Origin of the sequence: Teichococcus wenyumeiae, assembly GCF_003696345.1 — a bacterium.
In the GTDB taxonomy this organism is placed as follows: domain Bacteria; phylum Pseudomonadota; class Alphaproteobacteria; order Acetobacterales; family Acetobacteraceae; genus Pseudoroseomonas; species Pseudoroseomonas wenyumeiae.
On the sequence record NZ_RFLX01000001.1, the window covers coordinates 127,782 to 152,365 of the forward strand.

The 24,584-nt window shown below is 72.0% G+C and carries 27 protein-coding genes and 2 tRNA genes; 13 read left to right on the forward strand and 16 right to left on the reverse strand.

All coding sequences use genetic code 11. The features are described from left to right. Positions 1 to 37 precede the first annotated feature (37 nt). Complete coding sequence (locus EBE87_RS00605; protein ID WP_158611634.1) at positions 38 to 754, reverse strand: GntR family transcriptional regulator; 717 nt, start codon at positions 752 to 754, stop codon at positions 38 to 40. 37 nt (positions 755 to 791) lie between these two features. Between EBE87_RS00605 and EBE87_RS00610 the strand changes: the two genes are divergently transcribed. Continuing rightward, a complete protein-coding gene (locus EBE87_RS00610; protein ID WP_122139817.1) occupies positions 792 to 1,613 on the forward strand; it encodes an SDR family NAD(P)-dependent oxidoreductase in 822 nt (273 codons plus the stop codon). A gap of 62 nt (positions 1,614 to 1,675) precedes the next feature. After that, complete coding sequence (locus tag EBE87_RS00615; RefSeq protein ID WP_122139818.1) at positions 1,676 to 2,494, forward strand: HpcH/HpaI aldolase/citrate lyase family protein; 819 nt, start codon at positions 1,676 to 1,678, stop codon at positions 2,492 to 2,494. A 15-nt stretch (positions 2,495 to 2,509) separates the two neighbouring features. Here the strand turns inward: EBE87_RS00615 and EBE87_RS00620 are convergent, their stop codons facing one another. The 7 genes from EBE87_RS00620 to EBE87_RS00650 are packed head-to-tail and all read right to left on the reverse strand — an operon-like array spanning position 2,510 to position 7,909. Continuing rightward, positions 2,510 to 3,385: an MBL fold metallo-hydrolase gene (locus EBE87_RS00620; protein ID WP_120641156.1), complete on the reverse strand. Its 876-nt coding sequence runs from the start codon at positions 3,383 to 3,385 to the stop codon at positions 2,510 to 2,512. Between the two features lie 32 nt (positions 3,386 to 3,417). Continuing rightward, positions 3,418 to 4,281: an alpha/beta fold hydrolase gene (locus EBE87_RS00625; RefSeq protein ID WP_120641155.1), complete on the reverse strand. Its 864-nt coding sequence runs from the start codon at positions 4,279 to 4,281 to the stop codon at positions 3,418 to 3,420. Position 4,282: 1 nt separating this feature from the next. Next, positions 4,283 to 5,635 (reverse strand): FAD/NAD(P)-binding protein, encoded by a 1,353-nt coding sequence (locus EBE87_RS00630; RefSeq protein WP_122139819.1) that lies wholly within the window; start codon positions 5,633 to 5,635, stop codon positions 4,283 to 4,285. Between the two features lie 2 nt (positions 5,636 to 5,637). Beyond that, positions 5,638 to 6,006 (reverse strand): gamma-butyrobetaine hydroxylase-like domain-containing protein, encoded by a 369-nt coding sequence (locus EBE87_RS00635; RefSeq protein WP_199707518.1) that lies wholly within the window; start codon positions 6,004 to 6,006, stop codon positions 5,638 to 5,640. Continuing rightward, on the reverse strand, positions 6,006 to 6,221 hold the full coding sequence (locus EBE87_RS00640) for a Trm112 family protein (RefSeq protein WP_120639191.1): 216 nt from the start codon (positions 6,219 to 6,221) through the stop codon (positions 6,006 to 6,008). The genes EBE87_RS00635 and EBE87_RS00640 overlap by 1 nt, the downstream gene beginning before the upstream one ends. 60 nt (positions 6,222 to 6,281) lie before the next feature. After that, complete coding sequence (locus EBE87_RS00645) at positions 6,282 to 6,938, reverse strand: LON peptidase substrate-binding domain-containing protein (protein ID WP_120639205.1); 657 nt, start codon at positions 6,936 to 6,938, stop codon at positions 6,282 to 6,284. A gap of 41 nt (positions 6,939 to 6,979) precedes the next feature. Next, entirely contained in the window at positions 6,980 to 7,909 is a 930-nt protein-coding gene (locus EBE87_RS00650; RefSeq protein WP_120639206.1) for a tetratricopeptide repeat protein, read from the reverse strand. A gap of 161 nt (positions 7,910 to 8,070) precedes the next feature. Here EBE87_RS00650 and EBE87_RS00655 point away from each other — a divergent pair, with 161 nt between their 5' ends. The 3 genes from EBE87_RS00655 (at position 8,071) to EBE87_RS00665 (ending at position 8,954) form a co-directional block, all read left to right on the forward strand. Beyond that, positions 8,071 to 8,556 (forward strand): YbaK/EbsC family protein, encoded by a 486-nt coding sequence (locus EBE87_RS00655; protein ID WP_120639192.1) that lies wholly within the window; start codon positions 8,071 to 8,073, stop codon positions 8,554 to 8,556. Between the two features lie 82 nt (positions 8,557 to 8,638). Next, positions 8,639 to 8,713: transfer RNA gene (locus tag EBE87_RS00660), tRNA-Gly, on the forward strand. Positions 8,714 to 8,879: 166 nt separating this feature from the next. Further along, positions 8,880 to 8,954 (forward strand) — tRNA-Gly (locus tag EBE87_RS00665). A gap of 336 nt (positions 8,955 to 9,290) precedes the next feature. Here EBE87_RS00665 and EBE87_RS00670 read toward each other — a convergent pair. Next, positions 9,291 to 9,986: an endonuclease III domain-containing protein gene (locus tag EBE87_RS00670; RefSeq protein ID WP_120639193.1), complete on the reverse strand. Its 696-nt coding sequence runs from the start codon at positions 9,984 to 9,986 to the stop codon at positions 9,291 to 9,293. Between the two features lie 150 nt (positions 9,987 to 10,136). Here EBE87_RS00670 and EBE87_RS00675 point away from each other — a divergent pair, with 150 nt between their 5' ends. After that, complete coding sequence (locus EBE87_RS00675) at positions 10,137 to 10,718, forward strand: hypothetical protein (protein ID WP_120639194.1); 582 nt, start codon at positions 10,137 to 10,139, stop codon at positions 10,716 to 10,718. A 9-nt stretch (positions 10,719 to 10,727) separates the two neighbouring features. Here EBE87_RS00675 and EBE87_RS00680 read toward each other — a convergent pair whose 3' ends face one another. The 3 genes from EBE87_RS00680 to EBE87_RS00690 are packed head-to-tail and all read right to left on the reverse strand — an operon-like array spanning position 10,728 to position 13,052. Further along, a complete protein-coding gene (locus EBE87_RS00680; protein ID WP_120639195.1) occupies positions 10,728 to 11,144 on the reverse strand; it encodes a hypothetical protein in 417 nt (138 codons plus the stop codon). Positions 11,145 to 11,190: 46 nt separating this feature from the next. Then, a complete protein-coding gene (locus EBE87_RS00685) occupies positions 11,191 to 12,558 on the reverse strand; it encodes an FAD-containing oxidoreductase (protein WP_120639196.1) in 1,368 nt (455 codons plus the stop codon). After that, positions 12,555 to 13,052, reverse strand: a complete 498-nt coding sequence (locus EBE87_RS00690) for a DUF4126 domain-containing protein (protein ID WP_199707520.1) — start codon at positions 13,050 to 13,052, stop codon at positions 12,555 to 12,557. The genes EBE87_RS00685 and EBE87_RS00690 overlap by 4 nt, the downstream gene beginning before the upstream one ends. A 120-nt stretch (positions 13,053 to 13,172) precedes the next feature. On the opposite strand from EBE87_RS00690, the gene EBE87_RS00695 reads away from it, so the two are divergent. Continuing rightward, positions 13,173 to 13,682 carry a ferritin-like domain-containing protein gene (locus EBE87_RS00695; protein ID WP_120639208.1) on the forward strand — a complete coding sequence of 170 codons (510 nt, stop codon included), beginning with the start codon at positions 13,173 to 13,175 and terminating at the stop codon, positions 13,680 to 13,682. Between the two features lie 149 nt (positions 13,683 to 13,831). Here the strand turns inward: EBE87_RS00695 and EBE87_RS00700 are convergent, their stop codons facing one another. From EBE87_RS00700 to EBE87_RS00710, 3 genes are read right to left on the reverse strand one after another with little or no spacing between them, the layout of a single operon-like run. Further along, entirely contained in the window at positions 13,832 to 15,166 is a 1,335-nt protein-coding gene (locus tag EBE87_RS00700) for a DUF3618 domain-containing protein (protein ID WP_120639197.1), read from the reverse strand. Beyond that, entirely contained in the window at positions 15,163 to 15,555 is a 393-nt protein-coding gene (locus EBE87_RS00705) for a phage holin family protein (protein WP_120639198.1), read from the reverse strand. Before EBE87_RS00705 ends, EBE87_RS00700 begins: the two co-directional genes overlap by 4 nt. Further along, a complete protein-coding gene (locus tag EBE87_RS00710) occupies positions 15,555 to 16,472 on the reverse strand; it encodes a hypothetical protein (protein WP_120639199.1) in 918 nt (305 codons plus the stop codon). Before EBE87_RS00710 ends, EBE87_RS00705 begins: the two co-directional genes overlap by 1 nt. Positions 16,473 to 16,738: 266 nt before the next feature. Here EBE87_RS00710 and EBE87_RS00715 point away from each other — a divergent pair, with 266 nt between their 5' ends. Genes EBE87_RS00715 through EBE87_RS00730 form a run of 4 tightly spaced genes read left to right on the forward strand, consistent with a single transcriptional unit; the run spans position 16,739 to position 20,632 of the window. Continuing rightward, entirely contained in the window at positions 16,739 to 17,626 is an 888-nt protein-coding gene (locus tag EBE87_RS00715; RefSeq protein WP_408887687.1) for an MBL fold metallo-hydrolase, read from the forward strand. Positions 17,627 to 17,673: 47 nt separating this feature from the next. After that, positions 17,674 to 18,750, forward strand: coding sequence for a type III polyketide synthase (locus EBE87_RS00720; protein WP_233553294.1), 1,077 nt, complete (start codon positions 17,674 to 17,676; stop codon positions 18,748 to 18,750). Then, a complete protein-coding gene (locus tag EBE87_RS00725) occupies positions 18,747 to 19,472 on the forward strand; it encodes a methyltransferase domain-containing protein (protein WP_120639202.1) in 726 nt (241 codons plus the stop codon). The genes EBE87_RS00720 and EBE87_RS00725 overlap by 4 nt, the downstream gene beginning before the upstream one ends. Then, positions 19,469 to 20,632 (forward strand): NAD(P)/FAD-dependent oxidoreductase, encoded by a 1,164-nt coding sequence (locus tag EBE87_RS00730; protein ID WP_120639203.1) that lies wholly within the window; start codon positions 19,469 to 19,471, stop codon positions 20,630 to 20,632. Before EBE87_RS00725 ends, EBE87_RS00730 begins: the two co-directional genes overlap by 4 nt. 3 nt (positions 20,633 to 20,635) lie before the next feature. Here EBE87_RS00730 and EBE87_RS00735 read toward each other — a convergent pair whose 3' ends face one another. After that, a complete protein-coding gene (locus EBE87_RS00735) occupies positions 20,636 to 23,854 on the reverse strand; it encodes a DEAD/DEAH box helicase (protein ID WP_122139820.1) in 3,219 nt (1,072 codons plus the stop codon). 236 nt (positions 23,855 to 24,090) lie between these two features. Here EBE87_RS00735 and EBE87_RS00740 point away from each other — a divergent pair, with 236 nt between their 5' ends. Both EBE87_RS00740 and EBE87_RS00745 read left to right on the forward strand, forming a co-directional pair. After that, the gene (locus EBE87_RS00740) at positions 24,091 to 24,327 is read left to right on the forward strand and encodes a hypothetical protein (protein ID WP_120641194.1); all 237 of its coding nucleotides are present in this window, start codon (positions 24,091 to 24,093) and stop codon (positions 24,325 to 24,327) included. After that, entirely contained in the window at positions 24,324 to 24,575 is a 252-nt protein-coding gene (locus EBE87_RS00745; RefSeq protein ID WP_120641195.1) for a hypothetical protein, read from the forward strand. Before EBE87_RS00740 ends, EBE87_RS00745 begins: the two co-directional genes overlap by 4 nt. Positions 24,576 to 24,584: the final 9 nt, after the last annotated feature.

Here is a 24,584-nt window from a genome sequence, read left to right on the forward strand (position 1 = left end):
GAATTTGCAGCCGGTTTCGCTTAGCCCGATGACGCTTTTATGGGCTAGCTTGGCCTTCATTGTGTACAAACGCAGCCATCTTGCGCTCCATCTCCGCCATCAGGCTGGCCGGCCGCGTGGCGTTCAGATGCGCGCCCATCATCAGCCCCGCCCATTCCGGGTTGCGGGCGGCCAGGGCCTCGATGATGTCGCGGTGCTGGCGGTTGGAGCGGGCGATGTTGACCCATTCCTGCATCCGGTACTGCTTCAGCAGCACCAGCGGCACCTGGAAGGCCCAGCCCAGCATCCCCTCCAGGCGGCGGGACCGCGCGGCGCGCACTACCACCGTATGGAACTCGGTGTTCAGCGCATGGAAGCGGACCGTGCGGGCCTCAAGATCCGTGCCGCTGCTGTCGAGCGCTTCCATCTCATCCGCCAGCCGTTCCAGCGCCGCGATTTCCTCGGCGGTGATGCGGGTGGCGGCGCGGCTCGCCGCGAAACCCTCCAGCGTGGCGCGCAGATGATAGACCTCGTGCAGATCGTCGCTGGTGATCTCGGCAACAAAGGTGCCGCGGTTGCGCGTGCTTTCCACCAGCCCATCGGCCAGCAGGCGGCGCAGCGCGTCGCGCACCGGCGTGCGGCTGACGCCGATCTCGCCCGCCAGCATCTCTTCCCGCAAGGGCGTGCCAGGAGCGAAGCTGCCGTCCATGATCCGCTGGCGGATGCTCTGATAGGCGCGTTCCGCCGCATTCGACATGATGGCTTCCCATTCCATGGCGTCGCCACGCCAGATTCCACAAAAGGACCATAGCATGTTGCAGGACCGCGTCGTGATCGTCACCGGCGGCGGGCGTGGCCTCGGCCTCGCCATGGCGCAGGCGCTGCTCGCCGCGGGCGGCCGCGTGCTGATCACCGGCGCCCGCGCCGCGGCGGAACTGGAGGCGGCGGAACAGGCGGCGGCGGCGGCGCATGGCCCCGGCCGGCTGGCGGCCATCACCGCCGATGTGACACGCCCAGCCGATTGCGCCCGCGCCGTCGCCATCGCGCTGGAACGCTTCGGCGCCCTGCATGGCGTGGTGAACAATGCCGGGCGTGGCATGCGCCTGGTCAGCGAGCGCTTCACCACCGAGCCGGTGCCCTTCTGGACCGTGCCGCCGGAAACCTGGGCGCTGATCACCGACATCAACCTCAACGGCGCCTTCAACATGGCCGCTGCCGCCATGCCGCATCTGCTGGCGCAGCGGGATGGCCGCATCGTCAATATCTCCACCAGCGACCAGACCATGGTGCGGCGGGGCTACGCGCCCTACGGCCCCAGCAAGGCGGGGTTGGAGGCGGCCTCGCGCTGCTGGGCGCAGGATGTGGCGGGCACGGGCGTGACGGTGAATGTGCTGCTGCCGGGCGGCGCCGCGAATACCGAGCTGCTGCCCGGCGGCGCCAGCCGGCGCGGCGCCGACGGCAACCTGCTGGACCCCGCGCTGATGGGCCCGCCGATGGTCTGGCTGGCCTCCACCGCCTCGGCACCGGCCAATGGGCAGCGCTTCATCGCCCGCCTCTGGGACCCGGCCCTGCCGCCGGAACAGGCCGCCGCCGCCGCCCGCAGCGCGCCGGTGGAGAAGCCCGCGATCATGTGATGGCTTTCTCCCCGCGCCCTCGCGGCCTAGCCTTCGCCGCCAGAACGACCAAGGGAAGCACCATGTCCGCCATTGAGGCCATCGCCGCCGCGCGCTCCTTTCTCTTTGTTCCCGGGGACCGGCCGGAGCGCTTCGGCAAGGCCCTGGCCGCCGGGGCCGATCAGGTGATCATCGACCTGGAGGACGCCGTCGCCCCTGGGCGCAAGGAAGAGGCCCGCGCCGCCATCGCCGCCTGGCTGCCCACAGCGCCGCGCCCGGTGCTGCTGCGCGTCAATGCCGCCGATTCGCCCTATCTGGAGGCCGATCTGGCCCTGGTGGCACAGGCCTCGGTGGGCGGCATCCTGCTGCCCAAGGCCGAGTCGCCCGCCGCCCTCGCCCGGCTGCACCAGGCCGCGCCGCGGGCGGCGCTGGTGCCGCTGGTGGAAACCGCGCGCGGGCTGGCCGAGGCCGCCGCGCTGGCAGCGGCGCCCGGCGTGGTGCGGCTGGCCTTCGGCTCGGTGGATTTCCAGCTCGACCTCGGCATCCCGGAGGAAGGGGCGCCGCTGGCCGCCTTCCGCTCCCAGCTCGTCTTCGCCTCCCGCCTCGGCGGCGCGGCTTCCCCCGTGGATGGCGTCACCGCCGCGCTGGACAATGCCGAGTTGCTGGCGGGCGACACGGCCCGCGCCCGCGCCTTCGGCTTCGGCGGCAAGCTCTGCATCCATCCGAAGCAGGTGGCGGCGGTGAATGCCGGCTTCATGCCGAGCGAATCCGAGATCGCCTGGGCCCGCCGCATCGTCGAGGCCGCGACCGGCGGCGCCGATAATGCCGCCGTGGCCGTGGGCGGCGAGATGGTGGACCGTCCGGTGATCCTGAAGGCGCAGGCGATCCTGGCGCGGGCCTGAGCCGCGACGGGGGCTTCAGCCGGGGCCGAAGACCAGCAGGAAGCCCCCGCCTTCCCGCCGCACGCGGGCGCAGCCGCAGTTGCGGAAATGCGCCGGCACCAGCAGCGTGCCGTCCTCGGCGGCGCATTCCAGCAGCTCGCGCCGCGTGGCGGCGGCGGCCAGGGGGTCGGCACAGACGCGGCTGGACCATTCCGGCCGCAGCACCTGCACCGGCGTGTGGATGGCATCGCCGCAGAAGATGGCGCGGGCGCCATTACGCTCCAGCCGCAGGCCCATCTGGCCCTTGGTATGGCCGGGCAGCGGCACCAGGGTCACGCCGGGGGCCAGTTCGTAGCCATCCTCCACCGTCTCCACCAGCCCGGCTTCCAGCACCGGCAGGAGGCTGTCGGCATGGGAGCCGTGGTTGACGCCGGGGTCCTGCTGCGCGCGCCCCATCCACTGCGCCAGTTCCCGCTTGCCGATGAGGTAGCGGGCGCGCGGGAAGGTGGGCACCCAGCGGCCGTTCAGCAGGCGGGTGTTCCAGCCGACATGGTCGGCATGCAGATGGGTGCAGAAAACCACGTCCACTGCTTCCGGCGCCACGCCGGCGGCGGCCAGCCGCTCCAGGAAGCCGGTGGCGCTGCGCTCATGCCAGGCGGGATGGTTGGGGCGGGACTTGTTCTCGCCGACGCAGGTATCCACCAGCACCACCAGCCCGGCGACGCGCAGCAGCAGAGCCTGCACGCCCAGCAGGAAGGTGCCCCCGGCGAAATCCACGTGGTCCGGTTCCAGCAGGTCCCGGTGCGGCAGCAGGGCCTCGAGGTCGCAATCCGGCAGGAAGCCCGCGGGCAATGCGAAGCGGTCGATATCGGCGATGACATCCACCACCGCGTCCCCGATGCCGAAGCGCATATCGGCTTCCCCTGTTCCTTGCAGGGGAAAGGCTAAGCCGGCGGTTCCGCCCCGTCCAGCCGGCGCAGCAGCAGGGCATTGATGGCCTCCGCCGCCTCGAACTGCACCCAATGGCCGGCGCGTGGGATGACCTGGAAGCTCGATCCCGGCAGCGCCGAAGCCAGCGCCGCCTCGCGCTGCTCCATGAAGGGATAGGCGATGGCATCGCGCTCGCCATAGACCATGGCCAGCGGCGCCCGGATGCCGGGCAGCAGGCGCCGCAGCGCGCCCTCGGTCACCAGGCCACGGCTGTTCAGCCGCGCGCGGTCGCTGTTCCATTCCTGGATGTGCATCGCCAGCGCGTCGATCCGCGCCGGGTCGCCGATCATCAGCATGGCGAGGTTGGCGCGATGCGCGGCCTGCCGTTCCTCGCCGCGCTTGTCCCGCACCTTCGCCAGCCGCACCGGAATCCGCGCCAGCCCCATGCCGCCGGCGCCCAGCAGCGTCACCGAGCGCAGCCGCGCATCCGCTTCCGAGGCGATCTGGCCAGAGATGATGGCGCCAAAGGAAAAGCCGGCGAGGTCGTAGCGCGCCGCCTCCCCCACCAGGGTCCGGAAGCCCGCCATGATCAGCGCGGCATAGCCGGGCAGGTCGATGCCCGCCCGTGGCGGTGCCGATTCGCCCAGGCCCGGCAGGTCCGGCGCCAGCACGCGGCGGCGCGTGGCCAGGGCCTCGACATTGCGCGCCCAATGGCGCCAGGAGCCGGCGCCGCCATGCAGCAGCAGCATTGGCGGCGCATCCGGCGCGCCCCATTCATGCCAGACCATCTCGCCGGCGCCGCAGGGCAGCGCATGGCGGCGGGAGGCGGCCTCCAGACGGTCGGACAGCGTGATGTCCTCGGGGGCGAGCGTGTCCATCTCAGGCACCCGCCACCAGGGCGGCCTGGCTGCGGATCTCCGGCACCGCCGTGATCTCCCAGAGCCCGCCGCGCGTCAGGGGTCCGATCGCCTGCAGGCCGGGCACCGGCTGCCCTTCGGCATCCAGCAGCGTGCCGTCCGGCCCCGCCACTTCCAGCCCCAGGCCCAGCGGGTCCGGCCGCGCCAGCCCGGCTTCCAGCAGCGCCGGCACCGGCGCCGCCTCCCGCCAGCCGCTGCCGCCATCGGGACCGATGCAGAGGATGATGCGGCCCACCGAAAGCTGCCTTTCCCCGCCGCCACGCAGGCGCAGGGTGGCGGAGACCGTGCCATCCGGCGCCGGCTGCCATTCGCCCAGCCGCGCCGCCAGGGTTTCCAATGCGCCGGAAGCCCGCTGCTCCGCCACGAAGCGCGCGACCGAGGGCGCCAGCCGGTGCCGGTGCAAATTCCAGAGGCTGCGGCCATGGCGCAGGAAGCTGGCGCGCTGCTGCAGGTTCCAGCCACGCCAGATGCGCTGCACATGCGGGCGGATGCCGTCGATCACCGCCTGCCAGGGCCGGCCGGCGGCCGTGGCCTCGGCCATGGCGCGGCGCAGCAGGCCGCAGAGCGCCACGGGGCTGACGCCGTCCGGCGGCTCCACCGGCCAGGGCGGCGGCAGCGGGCCGGCCGGATGCGCCGACGGCAGCCAGCCGTGGCGGGAGATGCCGATGACCTTGCCCCGGTGGCCGCGCCGCCGCAGCGAGAGCAGCATATCCACCATGGTCAGCCCCATGCCGACCAGCAGCACCGGGGCCTCGGGGTCGATGCCTTCCAGCGTCGCGGGGTCCCAGGGATTGCCGGCCAGATGCGGCGGTTCGCCGGCACCGGACCTGGCCGCGAAGCCGCCCACCGCCAGCACCACCCGCTTCGCCTGCCAGGATTCGGCACCGGAGCGCAGCCGGAAGCCGCCGTCGGGCAGCCGTTCCACCGCCTCCACCGGCTGGCGCAGCGGCTGGATGGCGGCACCGGCGCCTTCGAGGGCGGCGGCGAGCTGGTCTTCCAGATAGGCGCCGAAAAGCTGGCGCGGCGCGAAGATCGGGCCACCCTCGGGCGGCGCTTCCGGCGCATCGGGGCGGGTGGCAAGCCATTCGGTGAAGCTGGCGGGCTGCGTGGGCCACAGGCTCATGCTGCCGGCGGGCACGTTCAGCACATGGCCGGGGTCGGTGGTGCCATAGGCCAGGCCCGGCCCCAGCCGTGGCCCGGATTCGAAGAGCGCGATGCGCGCCCCGGGCGGCAGTTGCGCCCGCCATTGCAAAGCCAGCGAGGTGCCGGCGAATCCGCCGCCGATCACGGCGGCCTCGAAAAGTGGTTCGGTCATGCTCAGCGCCGCGGCGGCGGATCGCGGGAAAGGCCGCGCGCCGCCAGCTCGGCCTCATAGGCCGCCCAGCGCTCCGCCTGCTCTTCCCCCAGCTGGCGCAGATAGGCCCAGCTGTAGATGCCGCTGTCGTGCAGGTCGTCGAAGATCAGTCGCACCGCGTAATGCCCCACCGGTTCCAGCCGGATGATGCCGACATGCCGCCGGCCAGCCACCCATTTGCGCTGCCCGGGCCCATGCCCCTGCACCTCGGCCGAGGGGCTTTCCACCCGCAGGTACTCGGCCGGCAGGCTGAAGCGCGCGCCATCGGGGAAGGAGACTTCCAGCAGCTTCTCGGCGCGGCGCAGGCGCAGCTCGGTGGGGGCGGCGGACATCAGTCCAGCCGGCGCGCCTCGTCCGGCAGCATGATGGGAATGCCGTCACGGATGGGATAGGCGAGGCCCGCCTTCTCGCTGACCAGCTCGCCGCGCTGGCGGTCATAGACCAGCGGGCCCTTGGTCACGGGGCAGACCAGGATCTCCAGCAGGCGGGGATCCACGGGGCCGCCGACGGGCGGCGCGGAGGCGGGGGTATCGGTCGGGGTGCTCATGGAGCCTGACTCCTGCGCCATGGCGGGCGGGCCGTCAACTCGCATCGCCGCGGGCCGTGGTCAGATGGGGCGCCCCGGCGCATCGCTGGAGGCCGCGCCGATCCGCAGCAGCGCGGTCAGCAGTTCGGCGCGCTGGCGCGGGTCCGGGGCCAGCAGCAGCGCCTGCTTCTCCCGCCCCTCGAAGGGGCAGATCATGGAGAGCGTGGTGACAAGGTCCAGGGGCGGGATGCGCTCGATGGCGGCACGGTCGACCTCGATGTGCCGGGTGGCGAAATAGGGCCAGAGGGCGGCCAGCAGCGCCGTGCGGTCCGGCTCCGCCTCCGGCGGCTCCAGGTCCGCCTCATAGGGCGTGAAATCGGCCCGCACGCGGCGGTAGCCGGCGGGGTGGTCCGGCAATTCCTCCAGCACGTCGTAGCGCAGCAGGCCGAGCAGGGTGATCAGGTAGCGCCCGTCCCCGGTCTCGCTGAAGGAGGCGATGCGGCCGAGGCAGCCGGTGCGGTAGATGCCGGAGCGCCCCGCCACGCGCGGAAGGGCCGGGTCCGGCAGCACCATGCCCAGCAGGCGGCCGGCGCCCAGAGCATCCTCCACCATCGCGAGGTAACGCGGCTCGAAGATATTCAGCGGCAGGCGGCCGCCCGGCAGCAGCAGCGCGTCCTGCAGGGGAAAGATCGGGATCTCGGCCGGCAGGGGGGCGGGGCCACCGGGAAGGGTGGTCATCGCGGAGTCAGACTCCCGCCCGCTGCCGGCCATCCCGCTGCTCAGCGGAACAGCAGGGTGGAAAGGCCGCGCCGCGCCTTCACCGTGGCCGGGTCCATCGGGCCCCAGGCCTCGAAGAACTTCAGCAGCTGCTTGCGCGCCGCTTCCTCGTTCCAGGCGCGGTCGCGCTTGATGGCGGCCAGCAGCGCCTCGGCCGCCTCGGCCCGGCGGTCCATGGCATTCAGCGCCACGGCCAGCTCGATCCGCGCCTCGTGGTCGTCTTCATTGGCGGCGAGGCGCGATTCGAACTCGGATAGGCGCTCCCGCGCCTTGCGGCCCTCGGCGGCCAGTTCCAGGGCGCTGCGCACGCCTGTCACCTCTGCGTGGGTACGCAGCTTCTCCGGCACCTGGTCCAGCACCGCCAGCGCCTGCTCCTCCTGCCCCAGGTTCATCAGGGCGCGGGCCAGGCCGGCATAGGCCTCGGGATTCTCGGGTTCCTGCTGCGCCAGGGCGGCGAAGATCTCCAGCGCCGTCTGGTGGTCGCCTTCCTCGGCCGCGGCCTTGGCCTCGGCCAGCAGATCGGCGCCGGGCATCTGGCCGCCGGCCACCTTCAGCAGGCCCTCGATGAACTTCTTCACCTCGGATTCCGGCAGGGCGCCCTGGAAGAGGTCGGCGATCTGGCCCTGCCAGAAGGCCACCACCGTCGGCACCGACTGCAGCGGCAGGCCCATCTGGGAGAGCTGCTGCACCAGCGCGCGGTTCTGGTCGATGTCGATCTTCACCAGCCGCACGCGGCCGCCGGCGGCCTTCACGACCTTCTCCAGCGTCGGCGTCAGCTGCTTGCAGGGGCCGCACCAGGTGGCCCAGAAGTCCACCAGCACCGGCACCTCGCGGCTGGCGGCCACGACATCCTGCATGAAGCCCTTCTGGTCGCTGTCCTTGATGAGGTCGGCGGCGGAGGGGGCGGGATTGGGGTTGAGGCTCGCGTCCATGGGAAACATACCGGCTTTCAGAAATCTCGTTCCCGCATAGATGCGCGCGGCCGGGGCGGAAGCAAGCCCGCCCACCCCTCGCCATGGGCCCGGAAGCCACCTTTCATGGCCCTGGCGGGGCGGATAGGGTCGCGGCCCCTCGCAACAGCCCGGAGCCCGTCATGAGCCTCGACAGCGTCCGCACCTTCCTGGCCGAGCACGCGCCCGACCTCGAGATCCTGGAAACCGAGGCGCGCACCGCCACCGTGGCCGAGGCCGCCGCCGCCCATGGGGTGGAGCCCGCCCAGATCGCCAAGACGCTGTCGCTGCGGGTGGGGGAGCGCGTGCTGCTGGTGGTGGCGCGCGGCGATGCGCGGCTGGACAACAAGAAGGCCAAGGCGGCCTTCGGCGGCAAGCCGCGCATGCTCGGCGCGGAAGAGGTGGTGGCGCTGACCGGCCACCCGGTGGGCGGCGTCTGCCCCTTCGGGCTGGGGCAGCCGCTGCCGGTCTATTGCGATGTTTCCTTGCGCGAATTCGACGCCGTCTGGCCGGCGGCGGGCTCGGTCAACAGCGCGTTACGCATCGCGCCGGAGCGCATGGCGGCGCTGGTGGGGGCGGAATGGGTGGATGTCTGCCAGACAGTGGCGGTGGCCGCAGAGGAAGCCTGAAGAAAAATCGCCGTGGAGCCAGCAGGAGGGGGTTGCGCCAGCCCCGCCCGCATGGCAAATGCCCGCCCACGCCGAACGGAGCGCGGGCGTAGCTCAGGGGTAGAGCACAACCTTGCCAAGGTTGGGGTCGAGGGTTCGAATCCCTTCGCCCGCTCCAACTTCCGAAAGGAAGTGTTCAGGTGATCAGCAAAGGCTCGCTTCGGCGGGCCTTTTCTGTTTCCGGGCCCGTCCGGCCATGTGTTGCCGCGCACCCTCCCTTGCCACATCCAGGCATTGCGCGAAGCCCGCCCGCATGGCAAATGCCCGCCCACGCCGAATGGAGCGCGGGCGTAGCTCAGGGGTAGAGCACAACCTTGCCAAGGTTGGGGTCGAGGGTTCGAATCCCTTCGCCCGCTCCAGTTTCCCTTCCAGGGGGAACAACGACGGACAAGAGGCCCGCTTCGGCGGGCCTTTCCTGTTTCCGGCGGCCTGCTGCCCCCCTCCCCCATGGCAGGACTGTTCAGCCAGGGGCGGATGTGATGAACACAAGGGGCAAGGCGGCCCGGTGGCCGGCCGGAAAAGGATGGCTCCGTGCTGCTAGGTCAGGCTCTCGAATATATCGCGCAGCACCGGACAGGGGTCATCATCATGGTCGCCGTGATGTTCCTGACGCTGTGGCTGCGGAACCGGCGGTAAGGTTCCGGCAGGCGGCCTGAGCTTCCGGGCCGGGGCGCCACCGCCACGGCGGCAATGCCTCAGCGATGCGTGGTCACGCCCACCTGCCGGCACATGCTCAGCAGCGGACACTGGGAGCAGCGCGGCCGCTCCCCGGTGCAGACATGCTTGCCGAAAGGCACCAGGCGCTCGTTGATCTCCACCCGGTATCGCTCCGGCAGCACCGAAGCCAGGGCGGCCTGGGTGCGCTCGGGCGTCGAGGTGGCCAGGATGCCCCAGCGGTTGGTGACGCGGTGGACATGGATATCCACCGCGATATGCGGCTGCCCGAGCGCAACGCCGAGGGCCAGCGCCGCGATCTTGGGCCCGACGCCACGAAAGGCCATCAGCCCTTCCGGCGTCTCCGGCACCGCCCCGCCCAGTTCGCCCATAATCTGCCGCGACAGGGCCAGGATGTCGCGGGCCTTGGGCTCCGGAAAGGTGGCGCCATGCAGCAGGCGCACCAGCCTGGGCTCGTCCAGCGCCGCCATCTCCTCCGCAGTGCGGGCCACGGCGAAAAGGCGCAGGCAGACGGGAATGGTCGTCTCGTCTCGTGTGCGGGCCGAGATGAGGCTGGCCACGAGCTGCTCGAAGAGGCTGCCATAGCCCCGGTCGCGCAGCTCGAACATCGCGGCCTTGGGTACGCCTGCGACAGCGGCGCGCAGCCGGCGGAAGGCCTCGTCGACATCGAAGGGCTCCTTCAGCGGAGCGGCGGCGGCCTGTGCTGCGGATGGCATGAAGGATGAACGCCGCTCGGGCGGGGTGGTTCAGCCCTGCCGGCTCCCGGGGCGGAAAGCAGCGCCCTCCCCCGCGCCGGCCACAGACGACAGCGCGGCCCCGGCGTGGCATCCTGCCGCCTGGGGCCACAGGCGCCATCCTGGAGGTTGATGTTGAAACGACCGCTTCTTGCCATCCTGCTGCTGGCATCCGGCCCCTGGGCCGGCACGGGCCTGGCGCAGCAGATCGACAGCTTCGCACCGAAGATCGACAACCTGACCTGCGCGCCCCCCTATGGGCCGGCCGCCAATACCCCGCCCATGTCCCGGCAGAATACGGTGGAGCAGGCGGTCGCCGCCGGGCAGACCGCCAGCCTCTGCCTGACGCGGGACAGCATCGCCACTGTCAGCGCCGTGCATTGCCGCCGCACCGAGGATGCCGGGGCTGCCAGCCCCGGCACGTCCGGCGCCCCGCAGCGCATCGAGGCCGCCCCGCCGGATGATGCCCCCGCGCAGCAGCCCCCCGGCACAGGCGGCCAGCGCGAGGATGCCGCCCCTGGCGACGATAACATGACGAAGACCTGGACCTGCCCCAGCGGCACGCCCTGCTTCGGCGATGGCGGCTTCCTGCCCGGCACGCGGCAGGTCCTGCTGGACCCAGGCCGGTCACGCTTCTGCATCCGCTACCTGAATGCCGGCAAGACAAGCCACAACGTGCGGGCCGACTTCGTCTTCTCCTACCCGGCGCGCTGAGGCGCCGGCCTAGCCGCCGCGCCGCTTGCGGGTGCCGCCGGTGGCTGTCTCCGGCTCCGGCCCCGCCATGCGCAGCAGCACATGCAGCAGCGCCGCGCGGCCCGGCACGTCCAGCCGGCGATAGGCGCGCAGCAGCGCCTCCTCATCCCCCGCCAGCAGGCCGAGCGAGGCCTGGTCCTCTTCCAGCAGCTCCGTCGGCGGCTGGGTGTCGGGGTCGAGGCCGACCAAGTAGGAGACCGAGGTGCCCAGCGCCTCCGCCAGCCGCACCAGCCGCTGCCCGCGCGGCACCGGCAGCCGGCCGTCCCGCAGGCGGTCCAGGAAATCCTCGGGCAGCCCGGCCTGGTGGAAGGCCTCGGCCGGGCCGGTGTCGATGCGGTCGAGGCGGCTGAGGATGCGCTCGACCATGGGCGGGATCTCGATGTCCATGGCTGGCCCTCAGATGGGGATGCGCGCGCCCGGCGGCCAGTGGCGATCAGGCTTCCGGTTGCAGGCCCTGTACCAGAGTCGGAATCAGCTCCGCCACGGTGGGATGGATCGGCACCGCCTGCTGCAAGGCGGTGAAGGGCGTGCCGGCATCCATGGCGCCCAGCAGCATGTGGATGGCCTCGTCCCCCTCCACCCCCAGGATGGCGGCGCCGAGGATGCGCCGCGTCTCGGCATCCGCCACCACCTTCATGAAGCCGGCGGTCTCCCCCTTCTCGATGGCGCGGCCGACGCGCGACATCGGCCGGTGGGACAGCAAGAGCGGCCGGCCGCTGGCGCGCGCCTCCGCCTCCGTCATTCCGACGCGGCCCAGCGGCGGGTCGATGTAGAGCGCGTAGCAGGGCACCCGCTGGCTGAGGCGGCGGGCCTCACCATCCAGCAGATTGGCGGCCAGGATTTCGTAATCGTTGTAGGAGGTATGGGTGAAGGCGCCGCGCCCGTTGCAATCGCCCAGTGCCCAGATGCCCGGCACATTGGTAGCCAGTTCGTCGTCCACCTGGATATAGCCGCGCGCGTCATGGGCGATGCCGGCTTCCTCCAGCCCCAGGTCGTCGGTATTGGGCCGCCGCCCCACCGCCACCAGCAGGTGGGAGGCCAGGATCGGCGCACTGCCCTCGCGGTGCAGCGCCACACCTTCCGGCTGCGCCGCGAAGCGCAGGTCGCCGGCATCGGTGTGGATGGCGATGCCCTCGGCTTCCAGGATCTCGCGGATGGCGGCGGAGATATCCGCATCCTCCCGCGGCAGCAGCCGGGGCCCGCGCTCCACCACCGTCACCTCCGCGCCGAAGCGGCGGTAGATCTGGGCGAATTCCAGCCCGATATAGCTGCCGCCCAGCACCAGCAGGTGGCGCGGCAGGTGGTCCAGTTGCAGGATGCTGGTGCTGGTCAGGTAACGGATGCCATCCAGCCCGGGGATCGGCGGCACGCTGGCGCGGGCACCGACATTCAGGAAAATGCGCGGCGCCGTCAGCCTTTCCTCGCCCAGCCGCAGGACATCCGGCGCCTCGAAGCGCGCATGGCCGCGCAGCAGGGTCAGCCCCTCCAGGCCACCCAGCCAGCGTTCCAGGTTGCCGCGCGCATTGGCGGCAACGGTATCGGCCCGCGCCTTCACCTTCGGCATGTCCACTCGCACCGGCGCTTCCGCCAGCACGCCCCAGCGGGCGGCATGGCGCGCCACATGGGCGGCGCGCGCACTGGCCACCAGAGTCTTGGTGGGCATGCAGCCGCGGTTGACGCAGGTGCCGCCCAGTTCGGCGCGCTCCACCAGCGCCACCTGCTGGCCGGCCCCCGCCAGGCGCGCAGCCAGGGAGGGGCCGGCCTGCCCGGCCCCCACCACGATGGCGTCGAAGCGCCTCACGCCATGGCACTCACGATGCCCACGGCGCCCAGCACGGCCGCCGCATCCTCCAGCAGGGCGCCCGGGGAATCGCGCCGGAAGCGCCTGGCCAGCCATGCCCGCGCCTCGGCACCGCCCAGGGTGCCCGCCACGGCGCCAAGTAGGCCGGCCACCAGCCCCTCGGTGGCCATTTCCCCAGGACTCAGATGCGCCGTGTTCAGGTCCAGCGCCATCATCAGCGCGGCGCCGCAGATCGCGCCGCTGACCAGGCGCGTGCCGAATTGCAGCGGCACCTTGCGGCTGGGGATGGCGGGGCGCTGGTCCAGCACCAGCTCGGCCAGAGCCAGCAGAGTCAGGAGCCAGGGCATGAAGCCCCAGCCCAGGAAGGCCAGCCAGATGTCCGAGACATGCAGCCAGCCGAACCAGGCGGCCCAGGAGAGTGCCGCCGGCGCCACCATGGCCCGCAGGCCCGCAATCACACCGATCAGAAAGGCCAGAGCAGGGAACAGGAACATGCCGTCCTCCATCTGATGGCCGGCAATCGCGGCAGCGGCATTCTTCGTTCGGTGGCGCTGCATCGGTCACGCGGTCAGGACGTTGATACCACAGTCATCACCACAAAGGAGAAGAAGTCGATGCAGGAAAGCTATCGCGAGACCTACGTCACCGGCCTGGTGAATGCCCGTGCGCTGGAGACCCAGGCGATCGAGCTGATCTCCCGCCAGCTCGACCGCCTGCAAAGCTATCCGGAGGTCGAGGCGGTGCTGCGCAAGCACCTCGCGGAAAGCGAGGAACAGCGCAACCGCCTGGACGGCCTGCTGGAAGCGCAGGGCACCTCGCATTCCTCGGTGAAGGATTTCGTCACCGGCCTGATGGGCAACATGGCCGCCATGGGCCATGTCCCGATGCAGGACGAGATCATCAAGAACTCCCTGGCCAACTACGCCTTCGAGCATTTTGAGATCGCGTCCTACAAGTCGCTGCTGACACTGGCCGACCTTGCCGGCGATACCCGCGCGCCCGCCGTGCTGAACCTGTCGCTGAACGAGGAACAGCGGATGGCCCAGTGGTGCGAGGACAATCTCGACGCCATCACGCGCAAATACGCCTCCCTGCGCGCGCAGGGGGAGAAGGCCGGCATCTAAGGCGGCCACGGCTCACCACAGGAAAGACCCGCGAAGGCTCGCCTTCGCGGGTCTTTTTTTATTGCCCGGCATCTTCCCCGGACAGGGCATAAGAAAAAGCGGCGGACCGGTTTCCCGGTCCGCCGCCCTGGCTGCTGGCCTGGTTCGCGTCAGATGGTCTGCATCGGCTTGTCCGGCTTGGCGACGAACTTGTCGTCGGTCGGCCTGGTCTCGCCCGGCTTGGCGTCGAAGGGTTTGTTCTCGCCCATCTTGTTCTCGCCCATCTTGTTCTCGCCCGTCTTGTTCTCACTGGGCTTGCTGTCGGCGGGCTTGTCGGACTTCTGGCCCGTCACCGCCTCTTCCTGCTTGTCCAGGCCGGCCTTGGCGCTATCGCCCAGGTCGCGCGCGGTCTGGCTCACCGCTTCGCGCACGCCTTGCGCCGCGCCCACCACGGCATCGCCGAGGGAGGAGACGGAAGGCGCGCCATCGCCCAGCTTCTCGCGGACTTCGCCAACACGCTCGGCCACCACATCCTTGGCCTGCGCGTATTGTTCCTGCGCGGCGCTGCTGAGCTGCTGCGTCACCGCATCGCTCGCCTCGCCCATCAGGCGGTCTTCGGTCCGCGTGCGCGGCAGCAGGGCACCGACCACGGCACCCAGCGCCAGGCCCAGCGCGCCCAGCAGCAGCGGCTGCTCGGTGCTGGCGCGGTTCCAGCTGTGGCGAAGCTGGTCGCCCATGTTGCCGACCTGCTGGCCGAACTGGTTCACGTTGCCCGCCGCCGCATACATGCCCTGGCTCGCGGCATGAGTGGCGTCATGCCCATAGGCGCGGGCGGAGTCATGGGCCGAGCCCATGGCCGAGGCCGCGCTGCCGGCCATGCCGGACACCGTGCCGGCCGCCGAGGAAGCCGCGTCGGACACCGCCCCCGCCGCGGAGGAAGCCGCATTGCTGGCGGAAGAAGCCGCCGCGCCAATGGCACCAGTGACGGCACCCGCCGCCGAGCTGATGGCACCGCCAACGCTGCTGGCGGCCTGGCCGATGGTGGAGCCGACGCTGTTGGCGGTCTGCTCCACGCCATCGCGCACCGCGGCGCCGGCCTGGGCCGCGCGCTCCATCATCCCTGGGCCGGAGGACTGGTGCACCACATGCATCCGGGTGGAGGGCGAGGACGGCGCGGGGGGCGGCAGCATGCGCTGCGGCGGCAGCGGCTGCACCGGGCCGGCGGCCTGCGTAGCCTTGTTGCCGTTGGAGAGCAGCAGCCAGCCAATGCCGGCGCCGATCAGCAGCACCGGCAGCGGGTTGTCGCGCACCTGCGCGCCGAGGTTGCGGGTGAATTCGGCGCCGCCGGAGGTGCGGGCGTAATCCACGACCTGATCCATGATCTGGCCGGGGGACATGCTGTCGCGCAGCGCGTCGATGGTCTGCGCCACGCGCACGCGGGTCTGCTCGACATCCGCTTCGATATCGGCGGCGGAGCGGTTGCCGGGGTCGGTGGTGGCGCTCATCGCACAGCCTCCTTGGCCAGGGTTGCGTCGCGGGAAACCTGATTGACGGTGCGGTCGGGCGTCAGGCTGGCCGCCTTCATGCGGTTGATGCCGCCGCGCAGCAGCACATAGGCGATGATGGCCACCACCACGCCCACGATCAGGCCGGAGAGCCAGATGGAGAGGCCGAAGGTGACCAGCAGGGCCACGATGGCCTGCAGGATGATCACCAGCGCCGCCATCAGCAGCGCGGCCGCGACGCCGATGGCGGCCGCGGCGGCGCCCATCACCGCGAGCTTCTCGTTCAGCTCGGCGCGGGCAAGCTGGACTTCCTTGCGCACCAGCGTCGAGGTCTGCTGCAGCAGGTCGCCGATCAGGTCCGGCACGCTGCGGTTGAGATCGGAGGGCATCACGGCGTCCCCTTCTCAATCGTGGGCATGCTGCCCGGCTTGGCATCGCCCGGCTTATGCGCGGCGGCGCCGCCCAGCGTGGCCGCAGGCATGGTGGCGGGCTTCAGAGTCTCGCTGCTGCCGGCCTCGGTGACGGGCACCCAGCCGGGCGCGCGGTCCGTGGTGGCGGGCGTCGCGGGGGAAGCGGTGGTGCCGCCGGCGGTGCCGCTGCTCCCGGTGGTGCTGCTCCCATGGGCGCGGCCCACCGTCGTGCTGCTGCCGCCCATGCCGCCGCGACCATGCTGCTGGCCGGCATAGCCGCCGCCGGACTGGCCGCCGCCGGCATAACCCTGGCCGGAATGGCCCTGCCCCGCATGACCGCTGCCAGAATAGCCCTGGGACGGCACGCCGCTGGCCGAGCTCTTGGCAAAGCGGGCGATGGCGAAGCCCGCCAGCACCGCCGCGCCGAAGAAGGCGCCCGGCTGCTGCCGCGCGAAGCTGGTCGCATCCTGCATCAGGTCGCCAACACTGCGCTCGCGCAGGGAGTTCGCGACATTCTCGATGGAATCGGCAGCGGTGCGGACATGGCGGGCAATCTCGGGGGAGGTGCCTTCCAGGTCATCGGCCACCCGGCGGGTGGCATCCGCCAGCCCGATGCCGCGCTCGACACCGGCCTGCTTGCCCTGCTCGGCCAGCGCCTCGGCCTTGTCCGCGGCGGCGGAGCCCAGCTCCTGCCCGACGGATTTGACATCCTCGGCCACCTTGGCGCCCTGGGAGGCGACTTCGGAAGCCACGCGCTGCGCTTCATCCTTCAGGGCCGCGCCGGCATTCTTGGCATCCTCTGCCGCCATGCGGACCTGGTCCTGGGCCGGGCCCTCGCCCGGCTTGTTGGGCGTCGTATCGGGGCGCCCCCCCTGGGTGGGATAGGTTGAACTCATGGCCGATCCTCTTCCAACACTTGCGGGCAGCGCCGGCCAGATTGCCGGGCGCGCTTCAATGGCCTTGGCGAAGCAAGAATGGGGCAGCCCCAACAATAGTTTCGACAGCATGAACAAGGCTGTGATTCACAGTGGAAAAGGCAAGCTCAAGCTTCTTGCTTTTGAAGGAATTTGCTCTCTCCACAAGAATTCCGCGGCGGTGAACCCGGCGCCGCCGCCCGCGTTATCGCAGCATGGCGGCCGGCGGGCCGCGCCAGCGACGCGGAGTGCGAATCTTGGCCCAGCAGGTTCCCCTCGACCGGTCGGACATCACCGGAGAGCAGCAGGACGACGGCATCATCCAGGTGCTGGACGACCTCGCCTACAAGCAGCTCGTCTTCGTCAATGTTCTCTTCTTCGGGCAGGCGGGGCAGCGGCACTGGGTGCTGATCGATGCCGGCATTCCCGCCAGCGCCGGCCGCATCCGCCGCGCCGCCGCCGCGCGCTTCGGCGAGGGCGTGCCGCCTGCCGCCATCATCATGACCCATGGCCATTTCGACCATGTCGGCGTGCTGGAGGATCTCGCCGCCGAATGGGACGTGCCGGTCTATGCCCATCCGCTGGAGCGGCCCTATCTCGATGGCAGCAACGCCTATCCGCCGCCCGACCCCACGGTGGGCGGCGGCGCCATGGCGCTGCTGTCCCCGCTCTACCCACGCGCGCCGGTGAATGTCGGCAGCCGGCTGCGCGACCTGCCGGCCGATGGCAGCGTGCCGGAGATGCCAGGCTGGCGCTGGCTGCACACGCCGGGCCATTCGGTCGGGCATGTCTCGCTGTGGCGGGATGCGGACCGCACGCTGATCGCGGGCGATGCCATCATCACCACCGCCGGCGAGAGCGCCTATGCCACCGCCGTGCAGGAGCCGGAACTGCACGGGCCGCCGAAATACTTCACGCATGACTGGCAGGCCGCCGAGGCCTCGGTGGCGAAGCTGGCGGCGCTGGAGCCGGAGCTGGTGGTCGCCGGCCATGGCCTCGCCATGCGCGGCGCCGACATGCGCGCGGCGCTGCACCGGCTCTCGCAGGAATTCCGGCAACTGGCGGTGCCGCCCCATGGCCGCTTCGTCGATGCGCCCCGCCGCGCGGAGGATGGCAGCGCCTACGACAAAGCCTGAGACGATTCTCGCATCACCCGCAGCCCCGCATGGGATCGGAGCCTTCCTTGAGCGCCACGGCCTATATCAACCGCATCGCCACGGTGGTGCCGGAGCATGAGGTGCACGGCGCCTTCGTGGCGCGGGCGGGCAAGCTGCTGCGCGACCGCCGCGCCCTGGCGCTGTTCCGCCGCATGGCCGAGCGCAGCCAGATCGACAGCCGCTGGTCCTGCCTGCCCTGCGGTGCCGAGAGGGAGGACCGCATCGACGAGGCGGGCTTCTATACCCTCGGCCGCTTCCCCTCCACCGCCGCCCGCATGCGGCGCTACGAGCAGGAGGCGGCACCACTGGCGATCCGCGCGGTGGAGGCGCTGGGCCTCGGCGCGGAGGCGGCGGCGGTGACGCATCTCATCACCATCACCTGCACCGGCTTCGCGGCGCCGGGGGTGGATTTCGCCCTGATGCGCCATTTCGGCCTGAATCCGGGCCTGGAGCGCAGCAGCGTCGGCTTCATGGGCTGCCATGCCGCCATCAATGCGCTGAAGCTGGCGCGGCACATCGTGCGCTCCGACCCCGGCGCCAAGGTGCTGCTGGTCAGCCTGGAACTCTGCACGCTGCACCTGCAGGAATCGGAGAACCTGGAACAGGTCCTGTCCTTCCTGATCTTTGGCGACGGCTGCGCCGCGGCCCTGGTGACGGCGGCGCCCGAGGGCCTGGCGCTCGACAGCTTCCAGGCCGTGCTGGTGCCGGAAACGGAGCAGCATATCAGCTGGCGCATCGGCGATGCCGGCTTCGACATGGTGCTCTCCGGCCATGTGCCGGCTGGCGTGGCGGAAGGGCTGCGGCAGGGCACGGAAGCCGTGCTGCGCGGCGCGGCGCCGGAGGAGATCGACCTCTGGGCCATCCATCCCGGCGGCCGCTCGGTGCTGGATGCGGTGGAAGGCGCGCTGGCGCTGCCTGCCACGGCGCTGGAGACCTCGCGCGGCGTGCTGCGGGACCATGGCAACATGTCCTCGGCCACCGTGCTCTTCGTGCTGCGGCGGATGCTGGAGGCCGCGCGCCCCGGCCAACGTGGTTGCGCCATGGCCTTCGGCCCCGGCATGGTGGCCGAGACCATGCTCTTCCACACCGCCAGCCCGGCATGAGCCACCCCGACTTCGCCCGCCGCTCCACCGCGCCGGAGCTGATGGACGACGCGTCCTGCGATTTCGAGACCTTCCGCGGCTGCCTGGTGGACCTGGAGCGCACCAATCGCCTGACCCTGGCCTACCGCCCCACCCTCGGCTTCCTGGAAGGGCTGCGGCGCGACGGGCGCCTGCCGCGTGGCCGTGCCCTGCGTATCCTCGATGCCGGCAGCGGCTATGGCGACACGCTGCGCCAAGTGGCGCGCTGGGCCTCCCGGCACGATGTGGCCGTGGCGCTGGAGGGCGTGGACCTCAGCCCCTGGTCCGCCCGCGCCGCGCGGGAGGCCACGCCGGCGCCGCTGCCCATCACCTGGCATACCGCCGACGTGCTGCGGCACCGGCCGGAAGCGCCGGTGGACCTGGTGATCAGCTCCCTCTTCACCCACCACCTGGAGGATGCGGCGCTGCGGCGCTTCCTGCACTGGATGGAGGAAACCGCCGGCCTGGGCTGGTTCATCAACGACCTGGAGCGGCACCCGCTGCCCTATCACGTCTTCACCCATGCCTCCCGCCTGCTGCGGATGCACCGCTTCGTGCAGCATGACGGGCCGGTCTCCATCGCGCGGGGCTTCGTGACGCAGGACTGGCAGCGCCTGCTGGCGGAGGCCGGCATCGCGCCGGATGCCGCCGTTATTTCGCGCTGGACGCCCTTCCGCCTTTGCGTCGCCCGGCTGAAGCCGTGAGCCGGCGGCACGACGCGCTGGTGGTCGGCGGTGGCCTCGCGGGCGCCGCCCTGGCGCGGCAACTGGCCGCCGCCGGGCGCGACGTGCTGCTGCTGGAGCGGCAATCCGGCCCGCATGACAAGGTCTGCGGCGAGTTCCTGTCCGGCGAGGCGGTGCTCTACCTGCGCCGGCTCGGGCTGGACCCCGCCGCGCTGGGCGCCCTGCCGCTGGACAGCCTGAGCATCGCCGGGCGCGGCGAGGCCGGGCGCTGCTGCCGCCTGCCCTTTCCCGCCTTCAGCCTGTCCCGCCGCCGGCTGGACGAGGCGCTGCTGGCCCATGCCGCCGCTGCCGGGGCAGAGTTGCGCCGCGGCGCCGGCGTGCGGGTGCTGGAGCGCGACGGCAACGGCAACGGCTGGCAGGCGCGGCTGGAGGATGGCAGCCGGGTGCAAGCGCGCGAGGCCTTCCTGGCCACCGGCAAGCACGACCTGCGCGGCTGGCGGCGCCCGCCAGGGCGGCAGCCGGACCTGCTGGGCTTCAAGCTGCACCTGCGCCTCGCCCGCCAACAGGCCATGGCGCTGGGGCGCGGGGTGGAGATCGGGCTGTTTCCCGGCGGCTATGCCGGCCTGCAACCGGTGGAGGGCGGCCGCGCCAATCTCTGCCTGCTGGTGCGGCGCGGGGCTTTCGCGGCGCTGGGTGGCCAATGGCCGGCGCTGCTGGCGGCCATCACCGCAAGCTGCCCGCATCTGGCCCGGCGCCTGTCCGGCGCCATGCCGTTGTGGGAGCGCCCCCTGGCCATCGCCGCCATTCCCTATGGCTTCGTGCAGCGCGGCAGCGACGGCTGCTGGCGCCTGGGGGACCAGGCGGCGGTGATCCCGTCCTTTGCCGGGGAAGGCATGTCGATCGCCCTGCACAGCGCGCATCTGGCCGCCGCCTGCCATTTGCGGGGAGAGGATGCGGCGGCCTTCCAGCACCGCCTCGCACACGATGTCGGCCCGCTGGTGGCGCGGGCGACGCTGCTGTCCCGCCTGCTGGTGCGGCCCGGCGGGCAGGCGCTGCTGCTGGGGGCGGCGCGGGCCCTGCCCTTTGCCCTCTCCGCCGCCGCCAGCCTCACCCGCCTGCCGCGCCACGCCCTGCGCGGCACTGGCCTGAACCCGGCCGAGGCCCTGGCGCGGCTGGCCTGAGCCTCAGGCCGCCTGCTTGCCCCGGTGGCGGCGGACATTGTCCAGCAGCCGCACCAGCAGGGAGAGCCGCTCCTCCGCCGTCTGGCTGGGCTTGCGCAGGATCAGCCGCTCCCCCGGCAGTTGCGCCGCCACGCCCTGCGGCCCGCCTTCCAGCCGCCGCACCCCCAGCCGCTTGCAGCGCAGCCGCAGCCGCGCCAGCGCCAGCCAGTGCCGCACCAGCTCCGGCGGCGGGCCGAAGCGGTCCTCGATCTCCTCCGCCAGGTCCTCCAGCGCCGCCATGTCGCCATGGCGCAGGATCTCGCCCAGGCGGGCATGGGTTTCCACGCGCAGCGCGTCGTCGCTGATGTAATCCTCCGGGATGCCGGCGCTGATGCCGGTGGCCAGGGTGGGGGACCAGTCCTCCGCCACCGCCTCCCCGCGCGCCTGCCGCAGGGCGCGGTCCAGCATGTGCTGATAGAGGCCGATGCCGATCAGCTTCAGGTGCCCCGCCTGTTCCTCCCCCAGCAGGTCGCCGGCGCCGCGCAGGTCCATGTCACGGGCGCTGATGGCGAAGCCGGCGCCGACCCGGTCGAAGGCTTCCAGCGTATGCAGCCGGCGGGCGGCGGCGGCGCTGGGCGGGTCCTCCGGGTCGGTCAGCAGCATGATGTTGCCGCGCGTCCGGCCACGCCCGACGCGCCCGCGCAACTGGTGCAACTGCGCCAGCCCGAAGCGGTCGGGGTGCCAGACCAGCATGGTATTGGCGCGCGGCACATCCAGCCCGGTTTCCACGATATTGGTGGACAGCAGCGCATCCGCCTCGCCTTCCGCGAAGCGCACCATGGCTTCGTCGATCTCCTCCGCCGGCATATCGCCATGCGCCTCGATCAGCTTCAGGCGCGGCATCAGCCGCTTCAGCCGCGCGCGCATCGGTGCGATATCGGCGATGCGCGGGCAGACCACGAAGCTCTGCCCGCCGCGCCGGTTCTCCCGCGCCAGCGCCTCCTTCAGCAGCCCGTCGCTGGCGGGGATCTGCAGGGTCCGGATCGGCTGCCGCCGCGCCGGCGGCGTGGCGATGACACTGAGGGATTGCAGGCCGATCAAGGCGGATTGCAAACTGCGCGGGATCGGCGTGGCGGTCAGGGACAGGTTGTGCACCCCTTCCCCCAGCCGGCGCAGCATGGCTTTCTGGCGCGCGCCGAAGCGCTGCTCCTCATCCACGATCACCAGCCCCAGCTTGCGGAAGCGCACGCCCTTGGCGGCCAGCGCCTGGGTGCCGATGGCGATGCCGACCTCGCCGCTGTCCAGCCCCGCGCGCACCGCCCGCGCCTCCCCCGGCGCGCTGAGGCGGGAGAGGCCCTCGACCCGCACCCCCAGCCCGGCGAAGCGGCGGCGGAAGGTGTCCAGATGCTGGCGCACCAGCACCGTGGTGGGCGCCAGCACCGCCACCTGGTAGCCGGCCAGCACGGCGGCGGCGGCGGCGCGCAGCGCCACCTCGGTCTTGCCGAAGCCGACATCGCCGCAAACCAGCCGGTCCATCGGCCGCCCGGCGGCGAGGTCCTGCAGCGTCGCCTCGATGGCGGTTTCCTGGTCCGGGGTCAGGGAATAAGGGAAACCCTGGGCGAAGCGCGCCATGGCGGCGCGCGGCGGGCGCAGTGCCGGCGCCTTCAGCGCCTCCCGCTCCCGCGCCATGCGCAGCAGCGCCTGGGCGGTCTCGGCCAGTTGCGCCTCCACCTCGGCGCGGCGCTTCGGCCAGGCCTCGCCGCCCAGGCGGTCCAGCGTCACGCTTTCGGCCTCGGCGCCGTAGCGCCAGAGGCGGTCGGTCTCGTCCGCCGGCACCAGCTTGGTGGCGCCATCGGCGTAATCCAGCAGCAGCCGGTCCTCGCTGACGCCATCCACCGTCACGGTCTCGACGCCGCGCAGCGCGCCGAGGCCGTGGTCCAGGTGCACCACCGCATCGCCCGGCTGCAACTGCCCGCCGCCGAAGGCCAGTTCCGGGGAAGGCTGGCCACGCTCCCGCGCATAGGACGGTCGCACATCCGCCAGCGCCACCACCGAGGCTTCGGGCGTGCGGAAGCCGGCGGCCAGGGCGCCGTCGATGCGCGCGAAGCAGCCCGGCGGCGCCGCGCGCAGCGCCAGCCAGCCGGAGAGCGGGACCGCATCCTCCTCCAGCCGCTCCCGCGCCTGGCGCAGCAGGGCCCGCGCGGCGCGGGGCGGCCCGGCCAGGGCGACGCGGCGGCCGGCGGCGCGCTCGCTGTCCAGGAAATCGAAGAAGGCGTCTTCCGGGTCTTCCGCTTCCGCGAAGCGCGGGAGCTGGCCCGGCGATTCCTCCGGCGCTTCCGCCAGGGTGGTGACGACGCGGCCGGCCAGCGCCGCCTTCCAGGCCGCGGCATCCAGGAACAGGGCGGCGGGCTCGCTCAGCGCCGGGGCTTCCTCCTCAGTGGCCAGCAGGGCGAGGCGGGTGCGGAAGGCGGCCGTCACCTCCCGCTCCCGCTCCGCGCGCAGTTCCGCCACCTCGGGCTCCAGCACCACGGGCGCGCCGGGCAGCAGGTCGAACAGCGTGACCAGCGCCGGGTAGAAGCCGGCCAGCCCGTGCTCGGCGCCCGGCGGCAGGGGCAGCGGCACGTCCTGGGGATTCACGATCTCGGAGGCCGGGCAGAGCGTCACCGCCTCCACCTCCGCCACGCTGCGCTGGGTCAGCGGGTCGTAGCGGCGGATGGCGGCGATGCGGCCCTCCGCATGCTCGATGCGGCAGGGCTGCGCCTCCTCGGCGGCGGGGAAGATATCCAGCACGGCGCCATGCACCGCCGCCTCCCCCGGCTCATCCACCCGCGCATCCAGGCGGTAGCCGAGGCACAGCAGGCGGTGCTGCACCGCCTCCAGGTCCAGCACCTCGCCCTGGCGCAGTTCCAGGCTGTCGGGGGCATCGGGGGGCGGCAGGCGCTGGGTGGCGGCGCCGAGGCTGGCGATCACCAGCCTCGGGCCGGCGGCGGGCCTGGCCAGCGCCGCCAGGGTGGCCATGCGGCTGCCCATCACGGCGCCGGAAGGCGAGGCACGGTCGTAGGGCAGGCAGTCCCAGCCCGGCAGCAGCAGCACTTCCGCCCCGTCGGCCAGGGCACGGGCGGCCTGGAACAGGCGCTCGGCACGTGCGGTGGAGCGCGCCACATGGATCAGCCCCCTCCCCCCCGCGTCATCGGCCGCTTCCAGCAGTTGCGCGGCCAGCAGGCCTTCGGGCTCAGAGTCCATCGTGTCGTCCTGGCAGAGGAGTTTGCGCCGCCGAATGGCGCAGGGCCTTAACGCCCGGCGGCGGGGAAAGTCGGCCGGAAACAAGCGCTGGCGGATGGGGAACCCGGCCCCCGATCACGGGGTTAACGAGAAACCGGGGAAGGCCGTGCAGACCTTCAGCCGGCACCGGCACGCCGACGCTCCGGCGGGCCCAGGCTTGGCGCCTTTTTCCCCTTCTCAGCCAGGGAAGCAGCAAAATGGCAAACGACACCAAGAAGAGTTCCGCCGTGGATCGCCTGATCGACGACACCACCGGCGGCCAGGGTACGCCGCCGACGCCGCCAGCGACGGGTGCGCAAGGCATCGCTTCCACCCATAATCCGGGCAGCATGGCGCCCAGCAGCAAGCCGGGCGCCGGCTTCGGCAGCATGGGCACCGGCGGCGCCAGCACGGGCGGCGCGGATACCGGCACCGTGAAGCGGGGTGAGTCATGAGCGGCGGCGGCAAGACGCCGCAGGGCCCGGGGGCGCAGGGGCCGGGCAATGCCCATGGCACCCCCGCGGAGCATGAGCCCGATACTGAGGACAAGCCCTTCGACCCCGAGGGCGGCAAGCCGGCGAGCGACACCGAGGCCATGGCCTGGAAGGTGCTGGACTATGCCAACAAGGGCCCCAGCGCCGGGCGCGGTGCCGGGCCGGAGGGTGCCGGCGGCAAGCCTACCGGGAGCAAGCCCGGCGCCTGAGCTGGCTAC